This window comes from Kribbella qitaiheensis, assembly GCF_042657745.1.
In the GTDB taxonomy this organism is placed as follows: Bacteria; Actinomycetota; Actinomycetes; order Propionibacteriales; family Kribbellaceae; genus Kribbella; species Kribbella qitaiheensis.
This window is the reverse complement of sequence record NZ_JBHSKE010000067.1, coordinates 1-18,541: the sequence shown is the minus strand read 5'-3', so window position 1 is coordinate 18,541 and position 18,541 is coordinate 1. Positions and strand designations below refer to the sequence as shown.

Below are 18,541 nucleotides of genomic sequence, written 5' to 3'. Positions count from 1 at the left end.
CAGCAGGCCCCCGACCATTGCGATGCTGCGCACCCCTGTGTTGTCGATCAGCAGTCCACCGATCAGCGCGCCCCCGGCGATACCCACGTTGAAAGCGGAACTGCTGCCTGCCAGCGCGATGTCGGTACTACCCGGTGCTACCTGGAGGGTCCTGTTCTGCCCGGCGACGGCGAACGCGCTGAAGGCCACACCGATCGCCGTGAGCAGGGCGATGGCCACAGGCCGGTACTGGCCCAGGGCGAAGAGGCTGAGCAGCGCGCAGGTGGCGAGTCCGAGCGGCCAGACGACCGCTGCCCAGGGGTGCCGGTCGAGGAGTGTTCCGACCACCAGCGTGCCGACCAGGCCGCCGAGTCCGGTCGCGAGCAGGACGGGCCCGAGCAGGGCAGGTGAGAAGCCGCTGACATCGAGGAGGAACGGCGCGACGTAGGTGTTGACGGTCAGGAGTCCGGTGACGGCGACCGCGGAGCTGAAGATCAGGAGCAGGTACCGGCGGAGGTCCGGAGCGCTCCCGCGGGCCGAGTTGCTGTCCGCCGGGGCGATCGTGGGCAGGAGCACCGCGATGCCCGCGCAGGCCAGGAGGCCCAGGGCGCCCATCACGACGAACGGCGTCCGCCAGCCGGCCTGCTGGCCGAGCCACGTGCCCAAGGGGATACCCAGCACGGGAGCGAGCGAAGTACCGATGGCCAGCCGGGCGACGACGCGCCCGCGTCTCTCAGGCGGGAACAGTCCGACGGCGGCCGGTGCGACCACTGACCAGAACAGCGCCTGGGTGAGCCCGATGACGAGGCGAGCGGCCAGCAGAACCGGGTAGCTGGGGGCCAGCGCGGACAGCAGTGTCGCTGCACCGAAGACGCCGAGAGTGCAGGTCAGCACGAGCCTGCGCGGCAGTTTCTGGGTCAGGCGCGCGAGGGGCAGGGAGGCGAGCACCACGACGACCGCGTAGCCGGTGACGAGGTGCCCGACCTCAGACCGGGACCGGTCGAGGTCGTCCGCCATCACCGTGAGAAGTCCCATCGGCAGGACCTCGGTGGTCACGAACGTGAACGTCGAGACCGCCAGCACCGTCAAGGCGGCGGCCGCGCGCCGGGGGGACACGGCCGGAGCGTTGACCGGGACAGCCATGGGTTACTCCTCGCGGTGTTCGCCTGGATGTTCGTCGGCCGGAGACGACTGACTCCTCAACAAGGCGTGTCGAAAGATGCGGACTGTCGGTCCGACCTGTCATCGTTGGCGGTCGGTCGGGCCTGCCAACCAGAGTGGGCGCGGCTCAGTGATCATCCTGACAAGGAAGCTGGAGGACAGATGACGCAGGTGGCAGAGCAGCCGGGCAGCACTGCCGGGCGGCTCGGCTCGGTGGTGCTGGATTGCCCGGACCCGCTCGAGCTCGCCCGGTTCTACTCGGCGCTGTTCGGCCTCGAGATCGACGAGCACGGTGACGACGACTGGCGGAGCCTGACCGGCCCCGGGTCGACGCTCGGCTTCCGTCGCTCCGAGGACTACGTCCCGGCCACCTGGCCCGGGCCGGCCGGCTCGACCGGTGCCGATGGTCAGCAACTCCACCTCGACCTCATCGTCGACGACCTGTCGAGCGGACACGCGACGGTCGTCGCCCTCGGGGCGGAACCCCTCGACCCGGTCGACGCCCCGCCCGCCGAGAACGAGCGCGGCTGGCGTGTGTACGCCGACCCGGCCGGCCACCCCTTCAGGATCTGCCTGGAGTGACTCCGCACGCACCACCCGGCTCAGGAACCATCGCTGAGCCGGGTGGTTTCGCGTGCGCGCCGTGGTCGGGCGCCAGCTCAGGTCCACTCGGAGCACCCGGCGAACGGGAAATCGCGACCTTCGACGTACCGCGGGCGCGGCTGGTAGCTGTTCACGCCGGGGGAGCCCTGGAGATGGAACGCGCTCGGGTACGGCACCTCGGGATCGGTGATCCGGGTCGAGGTCGGGATGTAGCGGATGGTCAGGCCGCAGCGCCTGTTCGGTGAGGTGTTCGCGTTGCTGCCGTGCACGATGTTCGGGTGGTGCACCTCGACGTCGCCCGGCGCCAGCACCATGTCGACCGCCTCGGACTCGTCCACCTCGACCGCGATCTCCTTGCCGAGAACGCTCTCCACGGTCTCGTTGTCGCGCATCTCGGCGATCGGCCCGCGGTGGCTGCCAGGGATCACCCGCACGCAGCCGTTCTCCGGGGTCGAGTGGTCGACCGCGAGCCACAACGTGACCACGCTCATCGGGTCGAGCGGCCAGAACGCGGCGTCCTGGTGCCAGAGCACCGGCTGACCGGAGTACGGCGGCTTGGAGATGTAGTGCGAGGCGAAGAGCGCGAGGTCCGGCCCGACGAACAGCGAGGCGACCTCGAGCAACCGCGGATCGCTCACCAGCCGTACCCAGAACGGGTCGTCGCGCAGGAACACGTGACCGAGTTGTTCGGGCCGGACATCCGGATGCCTGGCCTGCAGCCACCCGACGTGATCGTTCACTTCGTTGATCAGCTGCTCGTCGATCACGCCGCGGAAGATGACGGAGCCGTCGCGCTCGAAAGCCTCGACCGCGTCCCCGGAGAGCTGGTTCTGCGCCACTGAAGTCATGCCGTGTCTCCCTCTGGTCGTCCTGTCAGAATCCTCCGGGACGGCGCGTGGCCGGGCTAGCAGCGAGCTGACGCAAACTTGTAGCTTGTTGATGTGAGTCAGGTACTGCGGTTCGCGTCCTGGGCGCTCGGACGTCCGTACCACGCGGCGCGGGTGCTGCTGACCCCGCGGACACGTCCGTCCGAACCGCACACGCATGCCGACTTCCACGAGTTCATGGGCGTGATCCGCGGCCGTGGTGAACACCTGCTGGACACCGGCGCGGTCCCTCTGGAGCCGGGCGACGTCGTCCTCGTCCGGCCACGCGACCAGCACGCGTTTCGAGGCTCGGCGCCGGACGGTCTGGAGTTCGTCAACGTGGCCTTCCCGAGCTCGGCGTGGCAGGGATTCCTGAACCTGACCAGGACGAATCCGACCGGCAGTTGGGACGCGGCCCGGCAACCGATTACCTTCCGGCCGGGTGATCCGGACGGCGTGGTGGCGACGTTCGAGAGCGCCCTGGAGCGCTTCTCCGACGGTCCCGGAACCTTCGACCTGATGCACTTCTGGATCGATCTCCTCCCGCAGGTATCGCCCGAGGAGCTGCCCGCGACCGCATCCGGCCAGCAGGCGCCGGACTGGTTGGTGGAGGCCTGCGGGGCGATGCGCGCCGAGGACAACCTGCGCGGGGGAGTGCCGCGGCTGCTCGAGCTGGCCCGGGTCAGTCCGGCGCATCTGTCCCGCACCCTGCGGACGGCGTACGGGATGAGGCCGACGGACTTCGTCGCCGATCTCCGCCTCGAGCACGCCGCCTCGTTGCTGGCGGCAACCACCGACCCGATCGCGGAGATCGCCGTCCGCTGTGGCTTCTCCAGCCAGTCCTACTTCACCCGCTGCTTCACCGCCGCCCACGCCATGTCCCCCCGGGCGTTCCGCCACCAGGCCCAACGCGCCTTCGTCCCCTGACCGATCGGCGAGAGCCGTCAACTCCCCGCGGTCGGCGAGCCGAGAATGGGGGGAGTGGACCGAAGCCGGGGGGCGATGCCGCGCAGGGCGATCACCGCGCTCGCGGCGAGGAGTCCGAGCCCGATCAGTGCGAGCCCGGAGGTGAGGAAGCTGAGGTCCAGGGGGCCGCGGCCGTCGTACGTCTGGACCATGGTCGAGGCGATCAGGACGGCGTAGCCGCTCGCGCCGAGAGCCACGATCCGGAGCCGGCGGCGCTCGGCGTACGCGGACAGTCCGAGCACGAGGGCCAGCGCCGGGAGCACCTGGACGGCGTGCAGCGTGACCGCGTGCGGAATCTTCAACGCTCCGGCCGTGCCGAACGTGTTGCCACCTTCGGCGATCATTTGTACGCCGACCGCCTGGCTGACCAGCATCAGGACCAGGCCGATGCGGATGGCCCAGGCCAGGCTGGGCGCTGCGTCGACGCGGAAGAACGACCGGATCGTGACGTAGACGGTGACGAGCGCCACCAGTGCCACCAGCATCCCCATCATCGAGAAGATGCTCTCGTCGAACGTCGTGGTCTCGTTGAAGTGGGACGCGACCCCGCGCCACTTCTGCAGGCTGATCAGGAAGACCTCGCCGAGCGAGGCGAGTGCGAAGACACCGAGCGCGAGCCAGGCGATGATCCGCCTCGGCCGCAGGAACGTCATGAACCACGACAAGGTGATCAGCGTGATGCCGAAGGACAGGCCGAACACGATCGGCTTCCGCCAGGACACCGGTCCCGTCCACGGACCGCCGTCGACGAGGTACACGAAAGCGTGGAAGATGCCGCTGAGGATCAGCAGCGCGCCGCACACGTAGGCGAAGCGCTGGTACGGCGCTGCCGGCGTGAACCGACCCTCGCGCCAGAGGTCTTTCACGAGTTCCTTCATGAGATCACTTCCCTGGGGGTTCTGCTACTCGCTTCCAGATAGATGGCCATGGCAACAATTGCCGTGGTCGCGCCCGGGGGGTGTCTTCCACGCTGGCAGCCGGAGACGCGGACGGCAAGACCCCACTGGATCAAGCTGCTCCCAAGTTCCGGAACCAGACTCGGGGAACGTTCCCTTGACTGTCCGGGGGCGACGGGTCACTCTCTGGGAGAACGCTCTCTCATTACCTGCAGGACAAGGTGGCCCGTGGTCGATCACCACGGTCCGCTGGATGCCGCCCCGTCCATCTCCTGATTGCGGCGCTACGTGGTCAGCTACCCCTGACGGATGGTCGGGTGCCCCCGGGGCCTGATATCCAGGGAGCATCCGACCCAAGGGGAGAACGTCGTGACCAACGCACCGCAGACCGGGTACGCGCCGGTGAACGGCCTGCAGATGTACTACGAGATCCACGGCGAGGGCGGTACGCCGCTGCTCCTGCTGCACGGCGGGTTGTTCGACATCGACCAGCAGTTCGGAGCGGTGCTGCCGAGTCTGGCGGAGAACCGCCAGGTGATCGCCACCGACTTCCAGGGCCACGGGCGCACCAACGACATCGATCGGGCGCTGGGGACCGTCGCCCTGGCCTCCGACGTGATCGGCCTGCTCGAGCACCTCGGCGTGCCGAAGGTCGACGTCTTCGGTTTCAGCGTGGGCGGCGCGGTCGCCCTGCATCTCGCGATCCGCAACCCCGAGCTGATCCGGAAGGCGATCATCTCCTCGGCGTCCTTCCACCCGGACGGCGACCGTGCGGAGAACGCCGACGCGGTGGGTGAGATGAAGGTCGAGATGATCGCCGGCACGCCGATGGAAGCGGCCTACCTGGCCAAGTCGCCGCACCCCGACCTCGAGCACCTGCAGGTGCTGCTCAACAAGCTGGGCGGTTACGACCGCGGCACCAGCGGCTGGTCCGACGACGACATCCGCGGAATCGCCGCGCCCACGCTGTACACCGTCGGCGACAACGACGCCGTGAAGTTGGAGCACGCGGTGAAGTTCGCGCAGTTACGCGGCAGCGACGTCAACGGCGACTTCGTCGGTGTCCCCGCGTCGCAGCTCGCGGTGTTCCCCGGCACGACCCACTTCTTCGGGATGGCTCGTACCAACCTGGTCAGCGACGTCGTACTGACCTTCCTCGACGCCCCGATGCCGGAGGCTACGCAGTCGTGAGTGCCTTGCGGATGCGCTTGTCCGAGACCGGGTACGGCGTGCCGAGGGTCTGAGCGAAGAGGCTGATCCGGAGTTCCTCGAGCATCCACCGGACCTCGAGGAGCTCCGGGCTCGGGTACTTCCCGGTCGGTACCGCGCGCAACCGCTTCTGGTACTCGTCGGTCAGTGTCTGCACGATCGCCATCCCCGACCGATCCCGCATCGCGTTGGCGCCGATCTTGTCCAGCCGCTGCTCGATCCCGCGCAGATAACGCACCAGATCGGGCAGCCGCTTCGCTCCGGCCTCGGTGATGAAGCCGCGGTGCACAAGCCCCTCCAGCTGACCCCGTACGTCGGACAGCGCCGCGAGCAGGGCCGGACTGGACGACCTGGAGATCTGCTTGTCCACCGTGCGCGCGTGCGCCAGGACCTGCTCGACCTGCTGCAGGATCGTCAGCACGGTGTCGGCGAGATTCGACCGAACGGCATCACGGAGACCGGCGAAACCAGTGAGGTTCCAGACCGGGCCACCCGCTCCCGCCATCAGTTGATCGACCGCCGCGGAGATCGCGTCGTCCAGCAGGTCGCCGACATTGCGGTGCGGCCCGGCCAGCAGCGTCATCTTCTGCTGGTTGGTCAGGCTGCGCTGCACCACGTCGATGACGGAGGGCATCGTCAGCAGCAGGAGCCGCCGGGTGCCGTTCCACATCGCCGCCGCCTGGTCCCGCTCGGTCTCCTGCAGCCGGATCGCCACGGTCTTGCCCTCGTCGACCAGCGCCGGGTATCCCGCCACGGTCAGACCGTTGCGGTGCTCGGAGAAGCTGCGCGGCAGGTCGCCGAAGGTCCAGTCGGTCAGCCCGGAGCGCTCCAGACCGCTGACCGCCTTCGACGCGACCTGGGAGATCGCCGCCTTCGTCCTAGGCTTCAGCCGCTCCTTCAACGCCGCGAGATCCTTGCCCTCGGCCACAGTCTTCCGTTGGTCGTCGACGACCCGGAAAGTCATCCGCAAGTGCTCCGGCACCCGCGTCCAGTCCCAGTCCTCCGGCTCGATCACCACGTCCCGCAGCGAGCGGAATTCCCGGGCCAGCGCATCGGTCAGTGGACCCGAGGCCGGATCGAGCAGCGGCAGCACCTGCCGGGCGTTGTCGGGCGCCGGCACGATGTTGCGCCGGATCGCCTTCGGCAACGACTTGATCAGGGTCGTGACGAGCTCCTCGCGGAAGCCGGGCACGCTCCACTCGAAGCCGTCGGCGGTGACCTGGTTCAGCACCAGCAGCGGGAGGTGCACGGTGACACCGTCCGCGTCGGTGCCGGGCTCGAAGGCGTACGTCAGGTCGAAGGTCATCCCGTTCTGGGTCCAGGTGAGCGGGAACTCCTCCTCCTTGACCTCCGCACCCTCACGGACCACCAGCGACCGCTCGAAGTCGAGCAGATCCGGATCGCGCTGCCGGGCCGTCTTCCACCAGGTGTCGAAGTGCCTCCCGGTGACGACGTCGGACCCGATGCGTTCGTCGTAGAAGGCGAACAGCGTCTCGTCGTCGACCAGCAGATCGCGGCGCCGGGTGCGTTCCTCCAGCTCCTCGACCTCCTCGATCAGCTTGCGGTTCTCGTGGAAGAACTTGTGGTGGGTGTCCCAGTCGCCCTCGACCAGCGCGTGCCGGATGAACAGCTCGCGGGACACCTCCTGGTCCACCTTGCCGTAGTTGACCTTGCGCCGGGCAACGATCGGCACGCCGTACAGGGTGACCTTCTCGTAGGCCATCACGGCGCCGGCCTTGCGTTCCCAGTGCGGCTCGGAGTAGCTGCGTTTGATCAGGTGCTGGGCGATGTCCTCGGCCCACTCGGGCTCGATCTTCGCGTTCACCCGGGCCCACAGGCGGGACGTCTCCACCAGTTCGGCGGCCATCACGAACTGCGGCGGCTTCTTGAACAGCCCGGAGCCCGGGAAGATCGCGAACTTGGTGCCACGCGCGCCGAGGTACTGGTGCTGGTTCGCGGGGTCCTTCATGCCGAGGTGGGAGAGCAGGCCCGCCATCAGCGAGACGTGCACGCTCTGTGGGTCCGCCGCCTCACCGGAGTTGAGGGTGACACCGATCTGGCTCGCGACCTGGCGCAGTTGCGCGAAGATGTCCTGCCACTCGCGGACGCGCAGGTAGTTCAGGTACTCGCTGCGGCACATCCGGCGGAACTGGTTGCCGGACAGCTCCTTCTGCTGCTTCTTGAGGTAGTTCCACAGGTTCAGGAAGCCGAGGAAGTCGGAGTTCGGATCGCGGAACCGCGCGTGCGCCTGGGTGGCCTGCGCCTCCGCATCGGTCGGGCGCTCGCGGGGATCCTGGATCGAGAGCGCGGACGCGATCACCATCACCTCGCGGACACAGCCGTGCTTGTCCGCCTCGACGATCATCCGGGCCAGCCGGGGGTCGAGCGGGATCTGCGCGAGCTGACGGCCGGTCGGGGTGAGTCGGCGCGAGCGGTCCGCCGCCTTGGCCGAGTCGATCGCGCCGAGCTCGGTCAGCAACTGCAGGCCGTCGGTGATGCTGCGCTTGTCCGGCTCGTCGATGAACGGGAACGCGGCGATGTCGCCGAGACCGATCGACGTCATCTGCAGGATGACCGAGGCGAGGTTCGTGCGCAGGATCTCAGGGTCGGTGTACTCCGGCCGGCCCTCGAAATGCTCTTCGGAGTACAGCCGGATGCAGATGCCGTCGCTGGTGCGGCCACAGCGGCCCTTGCGCTGGTTCGCGCTGGCCTGCGAGACCGGCTCGATCGGGAGGTGCTGGACCTTCGTGCGGTGGGAGTACCTGCTGATCCGGGCGGTGCCGGGGTCGATCACATACTTGATGCCGGGCACGGTCAACGACGTCTCGGCGACGTTCGTGGCCAGCACGATCCGTCGCGACGCGCCGTGCGACTGGAAGACCCGATGCTGCTCCGCGTTGGACAACCGCGCGTACAGCGACAGGATCTCGGTGTTCCGCAGGTTGCGGTCGGCGAGAGCGTCCGCCGTGTCGCGGATCTCCCGCTCACCGCTGAGGAACACCAGTACGTCGCCTGGCGCCTCGTGCGCGAGCTCGTCCACGGCGTCGAGGATCGCCTGGGTCTGGTCGCGATCGAGGGTGCTCGGGTCGTCCGGGTCGTTGATCGGCCGGTAGCGGACCTCGACGGGGTACGTGCGGCCGGACACCTCGACGATCGGGGCGGGCTCGCCCTTGCTGTCCGCGAAGTGCTCGGCGAAGCGCTCCGGGTCGATCGTCGCCGAGGTGATGATCACCTTCAGGTCCGGGCGGCGGGGGAGCAGTTGCCTGAGGTAGCCGAGGATGAAGTCGATGTTCAGGCTGCGCTCGTGCGCCTCGTCGATGATGAGCGTGTCGTACCGGCTCAGGTCGCGGTCCCGCTGCAGCTCGGCGAGCAGGATGCCGTCCGTCATCAGCTTCACCAGAGAGCGCTCACTCACCTTGTCGGTGAAGCGCACCGCGTACCCGATCGCGTCGCCCAGCTCGGTGTGGAGCTCCTCGGCGATCCGCTCGGCCACCGTCCGCGCCGCGAGCCGCCGGGGCTGTGTGTGCCCGATCATGCCGAGTACGCCGCGGCCGAGCTCGAGGCAGATCTTCGGGATCTGGGTGGTCTTGCCGGACCCGGTCTCACCGGCGATCACGACGACCTGGTGGTCCCGGATCGCGGCGGCGATGTCGTCCTTGAGCTGGCTGACCGGCAGCTCTTCCGGATACGTGATCTCGGGAACGGACAGCCTGCGCCGCTCGACCCGCTCCTCGGCCTGCTCGATCCGCGCGGTGATGTCTGAGAGCGCTCCCTGCCGCTTCCCGTCCTCCCGCAGCCCCCGCAACCGCTCCAACCGCCGCCCCAACTGCTCCCGATCAGCAGCAGCCAGGCCTTCCAGCCGCGCCGCCAGCTCAGCAACACCAGTGGCCGCGGAGGCGTCCGGACCACGTCCGCGTGTGGCACCCGCACCCCGTCCCGCAGTAGCGGCTGCTGCGTCCGCAGTACCGGTGGTCGGGGTGGGTTGAGCGCCTGCGGGTTTCTTGGGGCGCCGGCGGCGGGGTCGGCGCGGCCGCCCGGGGTCCTGTGCGGAACCGGTGGCTGGGGCAGGACTGGTCGATTCGGTCCGGGCATCAGGCATGTCACCAGCCAGTTTAGGCGCCCCACCCCAGCCACTCACCCGGATTTACCAGACACGCTCCGCGAGCTTCTGGAACGCGGTCAGCTGCTCCGGGATCGGGGTGTCGATGATGTTGAGGTCCCAGTCGACTCGGGTGATGCCTTCGGCGGCGGCCCGTTGGAGGTCGTCGAGGATGGAGTCCTGGGTGAACGCGGGTGGACCCTCGAGCATCGGGTGGGGTTTCATCGGGCCGGCGCGGAGGATGATGTCGCCGGTGCCGCCCGCGTCGCGGTACCACTTGATGCTCTCGCGGCAGGAGTCCCAGTCCCGGAACGCCAGAGTGAGCCCGTCGGTGATCCGGGCCGCCCGCTCGATCGCCGGTCGTGTCACCCCACCGCCGTACAGGGAGAGCTGGGAGAGCGGTTTCGGCCCGATCTTGGCCGGCGGGATCGTGAAGTGCTTCCCGCTGAACTCCACCGGGTCCGGCCCCCAGCAGGCGCGCAGTACCGCGACCGCCTCCTCGTACGCCGCCACCCGGCCCCGCTCCGGTACTCCGGTCGCGACGAACTCCTCCGGCAGCCAGCCGAGCGCGATGCCGAGGTCCATCCGCCCACCGGAGAAGTGGTCGATCGTCGCCACCCGCCGGGCCAGCACAACGGGCTGCTGGAACAACGGCACCAGCACCGCGGTATGCAGCCGGACCCGCTCAGTCGCCGCCGCGACCCACGTCAGCGTCTCGAGCGCGTCGTACGCCGGGTCCTCGGGCAGACCGGCGTAGTTCACCCAGTCGGGTGCCGCGGGCAACAGCAACCGCTCGAACACGGCCACTGCCTGGAACCCGAGCCGATCGGCGGCCGAAGCCACCTCCACGATCGCCCGGGGAGTCGCCTGCGCCCCCAGGATCGGCAGCCCGACCCCAACCTGCGGATAGCTCATCCCGTCGTCCTCTCGTCGCACCGCCCACGACAGGGCGGCTCCTACCTCGTAGTACGGAGCCGCGCGGACGTTCTTGACAATCAGTCGCGGGGTGAGGGAACCTTCACGGCCAGCACCGGGACGGGGGACTCGAGGAGGACGCGTTGGGCGGTGCTGCCGAGGATGAGTTTGCCGACCGGGCTGCGGCGGCGCAGGCCGAGCACGATCAGCTTGACGTCGTTCGCCTCGGCGGCCTTCAGCAGTTCGTGCGCGACGTCGCCGCTGCTCACCGCCTGCTGGATCGTCACCTCGACCCCGAGCTCCCGCAGGCGTGCCCCGGCGGCGTCGAGCTCGGCCTGGTTCGCGTAGCGGGTGTCGATGTAGGAGTCGCCGCGGCTGGTGTTGAGCAGCAGCACGGAGGCGCCGCGAAGCTTGGCCTCGGCGGCGGCCGCATCCAGTGCGGCCTCGCCCTCGGCCGTCGGCACGTACCCGACCAGGATCTTCACTCGGCCCTCTCCCGTCATCAAGTCGTCCTCACCGAAGGTGAGCCGGCCCCGGCTAGCCTCGGTACCCGGATGCGGGCGACGATACGCGGAAGTCAGGGGACGAACAGCGTCAGCACGGTCAGCACGATAGTGAATCGCCGGCCAGGGGACTGGCGGGCTAGCTCTCGTTGAGGCGATTCCGGAGGACCTTGCCTGTCGCGTTGCGGGGGAGGTCGTCCACCAGGACGATCTTGCGGGGGGTCTTGAAGCGGGCCAGGTTTGCGCGGACGTGGGCGATGAGTTCGTCCTCCGTCACGGGACCGCTCGGTACGACGTACGCGATGAGTCGCTGGCCGAACTCTTCGTCGGGGACGCCGACCACCGCCGCGTCGACGACGGCCGGGTGGCTCATCAGGCAGTCCTCGACCTCGACCGGGTACACGTTCTCGCCGCCCGAAACGATCATGTCGTCCTCGCGGCCATCCACGAACAACCGGCCGGACCCGTCGAGGTGCCCGAGGTCACCGGTGCTCATCCGGCCGTCGACGACGGTCTTGCTGCTGCCGTCGGAGTAGCCGCCGAAGACCAGGCCGCCGCCGGCGAAGATACGCCCGGTCTCACCGACGGGCACCGGTCGGTCGTCGGCGTCGAGGATCCGCACCGAACTCCCGAGGCAGGGTCGGCCGACGGTGCCCGGCGCCGCGAGAAGGTCCGCCGAGGTGGCGATGGTGGCGATCCCGATCTCGCTCGACCCGTACGCGTCGCAGAGCACCGGCCCGAACTGCGCGATGAACCGCTCCGCCAGAGCCGGGCCCAACGCCGAGGCGCCGGAGATGACCGCACGCAGCGACCTCAGGTCGTGGTCGGCGATCGCGGCCGGCCCGAGGTCGAGCATCCGCTGCAGCATCACCGGTACTGCGACGATCGAGCCGACGCGGTTCTGGTCGACCGCGGCGAGAACCTCCGCAGCGTCGTACCGGCGGGACAGCACGAGAGGCGAGCCGAGGAACAGCGCGAGCATCGAGTTGAGCAGGCCGAGTCCGTGGAAGAGCGGCGGGCAGATCACCATCGGTTCACCGGAGCGCAGGCCGATCCGATTGAGCGCGCTGACGGTCAGTCCGGCGAGCGCGAGCGCGGTCGGCGTGCGCGGCGCGGCCTTCGGAGCGCCGGTCGTGCCGGAGGTCAGGATCGTGATGTGGCCTGGTTTGTCCGGCTTGGGTGGTTCGGCCTCGGCATCCTGGCGGGCAGCGGCAAGGTCATCGAGGCTCGCGGTCTCGCTCGGGCCGTCGACCCAGGCCAGCACGGTGGGCAGGTCGTCGGGCAGAGCGTCGGTGAACTCCTGATCGTGGATGAGCAGATCCGGCCGATGCTGCTCGAGCACCGCGTTCAACTGCGGCGGGGCGAACTCCGTGTTCACGAACAACACGTCCGCCCCGAGCCGCGACGCTGCCAGCGTGGCCTGCAGGAACCACCGATGGTTCCGGCACAACACCGCAACCTTGCTCCCAGCAACAATCCCGTACCGCACGTGCAGCGCGGCGGCCTGTCGCGAACAGCGCTGGTCCAACTCGCGGTAGGTGATCGTGCCCCGCTCGTCGATCACGGCCGGCTGATCCGGGTACCGGATCGCGGCGATCACCCCGAGCGCCGCCATCGACTGACCCCACTGCCGCAGCGCCCGCTCGATCGGCACCAGGTGCGAAGGTCGAGCCGACCGCCACACCCCCGACCTCACGAGTGCGACCGACATCCCACCGACCTCGGCAGCCCCCTTGACCAGCCACCCGGGCGGCCGGATGGGCGCGATCGGCCGCGGCCTCATCGCACCCTTCATCGAGCGCTCCTCATCGGGCACTCCAGCTCCGCCCGGTCACGGTTCTTCCTTTCGCGGGCGGTTGGTTCGGCGGTAGTACTGCTCGAAGAGGCGGTCCGTCGGCACCCGGAAGAGATTGCCCAGGGCACCGGCAGGCCGGACGAACGGTGGCGTGATGTTGTGCGGCTTGTCGGCCACCGCCGTGCACACCTGATCAGCCGCCTGCTCCGGACTCAGCCCGGGCATCTTGTTGAGCAGGGGAGTGGGCTCGCTCATCCGCGTGTGCACCAGCCCCATGTAGACCGTCGAGGTCGTCACCCCGTCATCGCGAACCTCCTGCGCCACGCACCGCAACCACACATCGAACGCGCTCTTCGACGCCAGATAGGCCGACCACCGCGCCATCGGCGGAGTACGCACACCGGCTGTCGACACGTTGACGATATGTCCTGCCCTGCGTTCGCGCATGGAGGGCAACAACTCCAGTACGAGCTTGGCAGGACCGAGATAGTTGACCGAGTTCGTCCGCTCGATGTCGTGGAACCGCTGGTACGAATCCGCGACCGACCGCCTGATCGACTTCCCGGCATTGCTCACCAGCACGTCCACCTGACCGTGCTCAACCAGCACCTTCGCGACCAGTTCCTCGATCGCCGTCGGCTCCGCCAGATTCGCCGGATACGTGAATGCCTTGCCGCCGTCCGCCCGGATCTCCTCGGCGACGATCTCGAGTCGATCGGCCGTCCGGGCCACCAGCAGGACGGTCGCTCCTGCGCGCGCCAATCGCTGGGCCGTCGCCTCACCGATCCCGTACGACGAACCGGTGACCAGGACGACCTTGCCTCGGACGGCGGCCGCGAGGCGATCGTCGGGAATCCGCGTCCGCCCGTTGGTCAACGCCACCAGCAGAGGCCACCCGATCGGACGCTTCCCAGTCACCATGACCTCGACATTACCGGCTGGTAGCCATTCTGGGCAGCCCTCAGCCGGCCTCCCCCGCCACCCGGCCGAGCCACTCGCGCACGAGCGCCGCGAGCAGTCCGGGTTGCTCGATCTGGAGATTGTGGCCGGCCATGTCCAGTACGGCGTACGTGGCGCGCGGGTAGTGCGGGAGCAGCGGGTACTGGTCCTCGTACCCGGTGACGGAGTCCTGTCGTCCGCACAGGATCAGCGAGGGCCGCTCGTACCGCGGTCCGCTCTCCGGCGCGATCGTGAGAGCCCAGTTCTTCCGGATCCGCTCCATCGCCTCGTCATCGGCGGCGTCCAGCCCTGGCACCACGTCGTCGCGATAGTGCCGGTACGTCTCGGCGGTCTGGACGACGGTGATCTCGGTGAAGTCGCCGACCTGCTGCTCGGTCAACCCGTCGAGCACGCCCGGATCCAGCTGCAGGACGACGTGTTCCGGCACGGTCCGGTCGGCGTTCTCCAACTCGACACCGATCGAGCAGATCAGCCCGAGCCCGAGGATCTGCTCGGGTCGTTTCGCGATCAGGCCGCGCGAGAGGTAGCCGCCGTACGACTCGCCGATCAGCACGAACGGCTCGGCGCCGATCTCGGCGTCGATGAACTCCTCGACGGCCGCCAGGATGCCGTCCGAGCTGTCGATCGATCCGGCCGGGCTCTGCCCCATCCCGGGCAGGTCGGGGTAGAGCCTTCGGTACCCCGGGAGGTCCGCGAAGATCGGCTCGAGACAGCCGGTCATCAGCCGATGGTCGGGGGACCAGCCATGCAGCGCGAGCACCGGGATGGCCTCGCCGTGCGAGACGTGGTGGAGCGTCATGTCGTGCCCTTTCACTGTGCCGATCTTGCGGGACGAGTTCTAACAAATGCCGCCGACAGTTCTCGTCGGCGGAACTAGGCTCGCCTCATGTCACGTCGATCTCTGCATCATCCCGCGCCCGATTCCGCCGTACTGCGAGCCCGGCTGGACCGCGCTCGCGAAGCCGCTCGAGGTACCGGCCTGCTGATCGCGCCGGGCTCCGACCTGCGCTATCTGCTCGGCCAGGCCGGCGGCTCCTTCGAACGGCTGACCACCCTGGTCATCCCGGCCGACGGCGCACCGGCGCTCGTAGTACCGAAGCTCGAAGCGCCCGGGTATGCCGACGTGCCGATGGATGAGCTCGGCGTCGACGTGATCACCTGGGTCGACGGCGACGACCCGTATGCCGTTGCCGCCAAGAGACTGGGTGGATCCGACCGGGTCGCGGTGAGCGACTTCACCCCGGCCTTGCATGTACTGGCGCTCCGCGAGGCCCTCCCGGCGGCTGAGCAGGTACTGGCCGGGCCGATCGTGCGGGAGTTGCGGATGCGCAAGGATGCGGCCGAGGTCGATGCTCTTCGCAAGGCAGGCGCCGCGATCGATCGGGTGCATGCGCGCGTCGGCGACCTGCTGCGGGCGGGCCGGACTGAGGCCGAGGTCGGTGCCGACATCGCCGCGGCCATTGTCGAGGAGGGCCACGCCGAGGCGGACTTCGTCATCGTCGCGAGTGGCCCCAACGGAGCAAGCCCGCACCACGACGTGTCGGATCGCGTGATCGAACGTGGGGACGTGGTTGTGGTCGATATCGGCGGACCGCTGCCCGAGGGCTACAACTCCGACTCCACTCGGACTTACTCGGTCGGCGACCCGCGTGACGCCGACGTCGCGGCGACCTACGAGGTACTGCGGCTGGCGCAGCAGGCGGCGGTGGATGCGGTGCGGCCGGGAGTGTCTGCCGAATCGATCGATGCGGCCGCGCGCGAGGTGATCGAGGCCGCCGGGTTCGGCGAGTTCTTTATCCACAGGACGGGTCACGGGATCGGGCTGGACGTGCACGAAGAGCCGTACATTGTCAGTGGGAACGAGCTGATTCTCGAACCAGGCATGGCGTTCAGCGTCGAGCCGGGCATCTACCAACTGGGCCGGTGGGGTGCGCGGATCGAGGACATCGTGGTGGTCACCGAGGGCGGTGTCGAGTCCGTCAACCAGCGTCCGCACGAGCTGGCGATCGTCTGAGAAACCTCGTGGGACCTTCCGTGTGGGATCAGCCGGCCCGGAAGGTCTTGCGGTAAGCGAGAGGAGAAACGCCGAGCTCGGAGCGAAGGTGATGACGCAACGAGGCCGCCGTGCCGAGACCGGCCGACTCGGCGACGCGGTCGACCGAGAGGTCTGTGGTCTCGAGCAGATGGCACGCGTGCCGGACGCGTTGCTGCATCAGCCAGGTGCCTGGCGACTGACCCGTCTCGGCCTTGAACCGCCGGCTGAACGTCCGGACGCTCATTTTCGCCTGCGCGGCCATCGCGGCGAGGCTGAGTTCCTCGTCCAGCCTCTCCAGCGCCCAGGCGCGGGTCGGCGCGGTGCCGTCGGTGCCCTCCTCCGGGACGACCCGCTCGATGAACTGGGACTGTCCACCGTCACGCCACGGCGGTACGACGCAGTGTCGCGCGGCCCGGTTGGCCACCTCGCTGCCGTAGTCGCGACGGATCAGGTGCAGACAGAGATCCACGCCTGCCGCGAGTCCGGCCGAGGTGATGATGTCCCCGTCGTCGATGAAGAGGAGGTCCTCGTTGAGCAGCACCTTCGGATAGAGCGCGCGGAACATGTCGGCACGCTCCCAGTGCGTGGTCGCCGGACGGCCGTCGAGCAATCCGGCGGCGGCGAGCACGAACGCGCCGGTGCAGATCGACGCGATCCTCGTACCCGGCCGGATCGTGGCGAGCGCTGCGGCCAGGTCGTCGGGCAGGGTCCCCTCGTACCGTGGCTGCGGGATGTACGTGCCCGGGATGATCACGGTGTCCGCCTCGGCCAGCGCCTCCACGCCGTACTGCGGGATGAGGCTGTACCCCGCGCTGACGCGGACCGGCGCCACCTCCAGCCCGCACACCTGAACGTCGTACAGGGGAGTGCCGTCGGAGCGGGTGGCCGTTCCGAAGACGGTCGGCGGGATGGTCAGGTCGAAGCCGACCACCGGCTCGAGAGCCAGGACGGCGATCCGGTGCGGGCGGACGGAGCTCAGACGACGGGCCATGGCCATATCTTGACACATGGTGGCGTTCTGGCCACTGTTTCCGCGGCGGCGAAATCGGCAAACTCTTCTGGTGACTGAGATCCTGGAGAAGAAGACGGTCCGGCTGCACCGCGCCTGGCCCGTCGCCGCGGTCGGCTTCATCACCCTGATCGGAGCCGCCGGCTTCCGTTCCGTGCCGGGCGTCCTGCTCGATCCGCTACACGACGAGTTCGGCTGGTCGCACGCGACGATCTCGGCCGCAGTGTCGATCAACCTGCTCCTCTACGGCCTGATCTCGCCGTTCGCGGCAGCCCTGATGGACCGCCTCGGCCTGCGCCGGGTGGTCAGCGGAGCACTCCTGCTGATCGCGCTCGGCAGCGGCCTGACGATCTTCATGACCTCGTCGTGGCAACTCCTGATCTGCTGGGGACTTCTGGTCGGCATCGGTACTGGGTCCATGTCGATGACGTTCGTCGCGACCATCACCGGGCGCTGGTTCGTGCAGCGCCGTGGACTCGTCACCGGCATACTCACTGCCGCTGGAGCCACTGGTCAGCTGATCTTCCTGCCGCTGATCGCGGCGCTCGCCGGGGCGTACGGCTGGCGCGTGCCCGCGCTGGTAGCTGCCGCGTCCGCGCTCGCAGTGATCCCGTTGGTGCTGCTCTTCCTGCGCGACTACCCGAGCGACGTCGGCCTCACGGCGTACGGGGCTCCCGAGGGCAGCACGGTCGGGCAGCGGGTCGAGACGACCGGCAGTAGTGCGGTGCGCGCGGTCACGGCGTTGTGGAAGGCCATGCATCGGCCGGCCTTCTGGCTGCTCGCGGGTGGGTTCGCGATCTGTGGCGCGTCGACGAACGGACTGATCGGCACTCACTTCGTCACGGCCGCCCACGATCACGGCATGCCCGCGACGACCGCTGCTTCCCTGCTTGCGCTGGTCGGTGTGTTCGACGTCGGCGGCACGATCGCGTCGGGCTGGCTGACCGACCGCTGGGATCCCCGCTACCTGCTGATCGCGTATTACTCGCTGCGTGGTCTGTCGCTGCTGGTGCTGCCGTCGCTGCTCGGGTCGTCCGCTCAACCGAGCATCTGGGTGTTCATCATCTTCTACGGGCTGGACTGGGTCGCGACCGTTCCGCCGACCGTCGCGCTGTGCCGCGAGTGGTTCGGCGTGGACGGGCCGATCGTGTTCGGCTGGGTGTTCGCGTCGCACCAGATCGGCGCGGCGTTCGCGGCGACCGGCGCCGGCGCGATCCGCGACGCCCAGGGCACGTACAACCTCGCCTGGTACCTGGCCGGCGGCCTCTGCGCCGCCGCGGCCCTGATGTCCGCCAGCATCGGCCGCAAACTAGTCGTAGCCACCTAGCCCGTACCCGGCCGACCTCCCGCAGCTGGCCACGGAGCTCGTATGCCGCGGTGGTGATCGCCCAGGCCCCACCAGCCACCCACGCCCGGCCCCCAGGTGTCTTTGTCAGCCGAGCATCTGTGGTGGGTCCGAACACCATCTGGGGACCTCGAGAGCCTGTTGCTTTTTGGGTGACGCGCCTGGGTAGGTCCTGGCTGGGGTCGGGTGGTGTTGGAAAG

14 protein-coding genes and 1 pseudogene are annotated in these 18,541 nt (G+C 68.8%); 5 read left to right on the top strand and 10 right to left on the bottom strand.

Annotation, left to right across the window (positions count from 1 at the left end):
• Positions 1-147: 147 nt before the first annotated feature.
• Positions 148-1,122: pseudogene (locus ACFPJ1_RS37190) on the bottom strand (MFS transporter); the annotation flags it as partial.
• 180 nt (positions 1,123-1,302) lie between these two features.
• On the opposite strand from ACFPJ1_RS37190, the gene ACFPJ1_RS37185 reads away from it, so the two are divergent.
• Positions 1,303-1,722, top strand: a complete 420-nt coding sequence (locus ACFPJ1_RS37185) for a VOC family protein (protein WP_380111003.1) — start codon at positions 1,303-1,305, stop codon at positions 1,720-1,722.
• 77 nt (positions 1,723-1,799) lie between these two features.
• Here the strand turns inward: ACFPJ1_RS37185 and ACFPJ1_RS37180 are convergent, their stop codons facing one another.
• On the bottom strand, positions 1,800-2,591 hold the full coding sequence (locus tag ACFPJ1_RS37180; RefSeq protein WP_380111002.1) for a phytanoyl-CoA dioxygenase family protein: 792 nt from the start codon (positions 2,589-2,591) through the stop codon (positions 1,800-1,802).
• A gap of 93 nt (positions 2,592-2,684) precedes the next feature.
• On the opposite strand from ACFPJ1_RS37180, the gene ACFPJ1_RS37175 reads away from it, so the two are divergent.
• A complete protein-coding gene (locus ACFPJ1_RS37175; protein WP_380111001.1) occupies positions 2,685-3,536 on the top strand; it encodes a helix-turn-helix transcriptional regulator in 852 nt (283 codons plus the stop codon).
• Between the two features lie 17 nt (positions 3,537-3,553).
• Here ACFPJ1_RS37175 and ACFPJ1_RS37170 read toward each other — a convergent pair whose 3' ends face one another.
• A complete protein-coding gene (locus ACFPJ1_RS37170) occupies positions 3,554-4,453 on the bottom strand; it encodes an LTA synthase family protein (RefSeq protein ID WP_380111000.1) in 900 nt (299 codons plus the stop codon).
• A gap of 387 nt (positions 4,454-4,840) precedes the next feature.
• On the opposite strand from ACFPJ1_RS37170, the gene ACFPJ1_RS37165 reads away from it, so the two are divergent.
• The gene (locus ACFPJ1_RS37165; RefSeq protein ID WP_380110999.1) at positions 4,841-5,662 is read left to right on the top strand and encodes an alpha/beta fold hydrolase; all 822 of its coding nucleotides are present in this window, start codon (positions 4,841-4,843) and stop codon (positions 5,660-5,662) included.
• Here ACFPJ1_RS37165 and hrpA read toward each other — a convergent pair.
• From hrpA to ACFPJ1_RS37135, 6 genes are all read right to left on the bottom strand, one after another.
• Complete coding sequence (gene hrpA, locus ACFPJ1_RS37160) at positions 5,649-9,779, bottom strand: ATP-dependent RNA helicase HrpA (protein ID WP_380110998.1); 4,131 nt, start codon at positions 9,777-9,779, stop codon at positions 5,649-5,651. The two genes, ACFPJ1_RS37165 and hrpA, sit on opposite strands and share 14 nt — an antisense overlap.
• A gap of 45 nt (positions 9,780-9,824) precedes the next feature.
• Positions 9,825-10,694, bottom strand: a complete 870-nt coding sequence (locus tag ACFPJ1_RS37155) for a TIGR03619 family F420-dependent LLM class oxidoreductase (RefSeq protein ID WP_380110997.1) — start codon at positions 10,692-10,694, stop codon at positions 9,825-9,827.
• An 80-nt stretch (positions 10,695-10,774) separates the two neighbouring features.
• Complete coding sequence (locus ACFPJ1_RS37150; RefSeq protein ID WP_380110996.1) at positions 10,775-11,197, bottom strand: universal stress protein; 423 nt, start codon at positions 11,195-11,197, stop codon at positions 10,775-10,777.
• 139 nt (positions 11,198-11,336) lie between these two features.
• Positions 11,337-12,992: an AMP-binding protein gene (locus ACFPJ1_RS37145; protein ID WP_380110995.1), complete on the bottom strand. Its 1,656-nt coding sequence runs from the start codon at positions 12,990-12,992 to the stop codon at positions 11,337-11,339.
• 36 nt (positions 12,993-13,028) lie between these two features.
• Positions 13,029-13,913 (bottom strand): SDR family NAD(P)-dependent oxidoreductase, encoded by an 885-nt coding sequence (locus ACFPJ1_RS37140; RefSeq protein ID WP_380110994.1) that lies wholly within the window; start codon positions 13,911-13,913, stop codon positions 13,029-13,031.
• A gap of 40 nt (positions 13,914-13,953) precedes the next feature.
• Positions 13,954-14,751 carry an alpha/beta fold hydrolase gene (locus tag ACFPJ1_RS37135; RefSeq protein WP_380110993.1) on the bottom strand — a complete coding sequence of 266 codons (798 nt, stop codon included), beginning with the start codon at positions 14,749-14,751 and terminating at the stop codon, positions 13,954-13,956.
• A gap of 87 nt (positions 14,752-14,838) precedes the next feature.
• Here ACFPJ1_RS37135 and ACFPJ1_RS37130 point away from each other — a divergent pair, with 87 nt between their 5' ends.
• Entirely contained in the window at positions 14,839-15,966 is a 1,128-nt protein-coding gene (locus ACFPJ1_RS37130; RefSeq protein WP_380110992.1) for a M24 family metallopeptidase, read from the top strand.
• 28 nt (positions 15,967-15,994) lie between these two features.
• On the opposite strand, the gene ACFPJ1_RS37125 is transcribed toward ACFPJ1_RS37130, so the two are convergent.
• Entirely contained in the window at positions 15,995-16,978 is a 984-nt protein-coding gene (locus ACFPJ1_RS37125; RefSeq protein WP_380110991.1) for a GlxA family transcriptional regulator, read from the bottom strand.
• 70 nt (positions 16,979-17,048) lie between these two features.
• Here ACFPJ1_RS37125 and ACFPJ1_RS37120 point away from each other — a divergent pair, with 70 nt between their 5' ends.
• Positions 17,049-18,323, top strand: coding sequence for an MFS transporter (locus ACFPJ1_RS37120; RefSeq protein WP_465261103.1), 1,275 nt, complete (start codon positions 17,049-17,051; stop codon positions 18,321-18,323).
• The last annotated feature ends 218 nt before the right edge of the window (positions 18,324-18,541 follow it).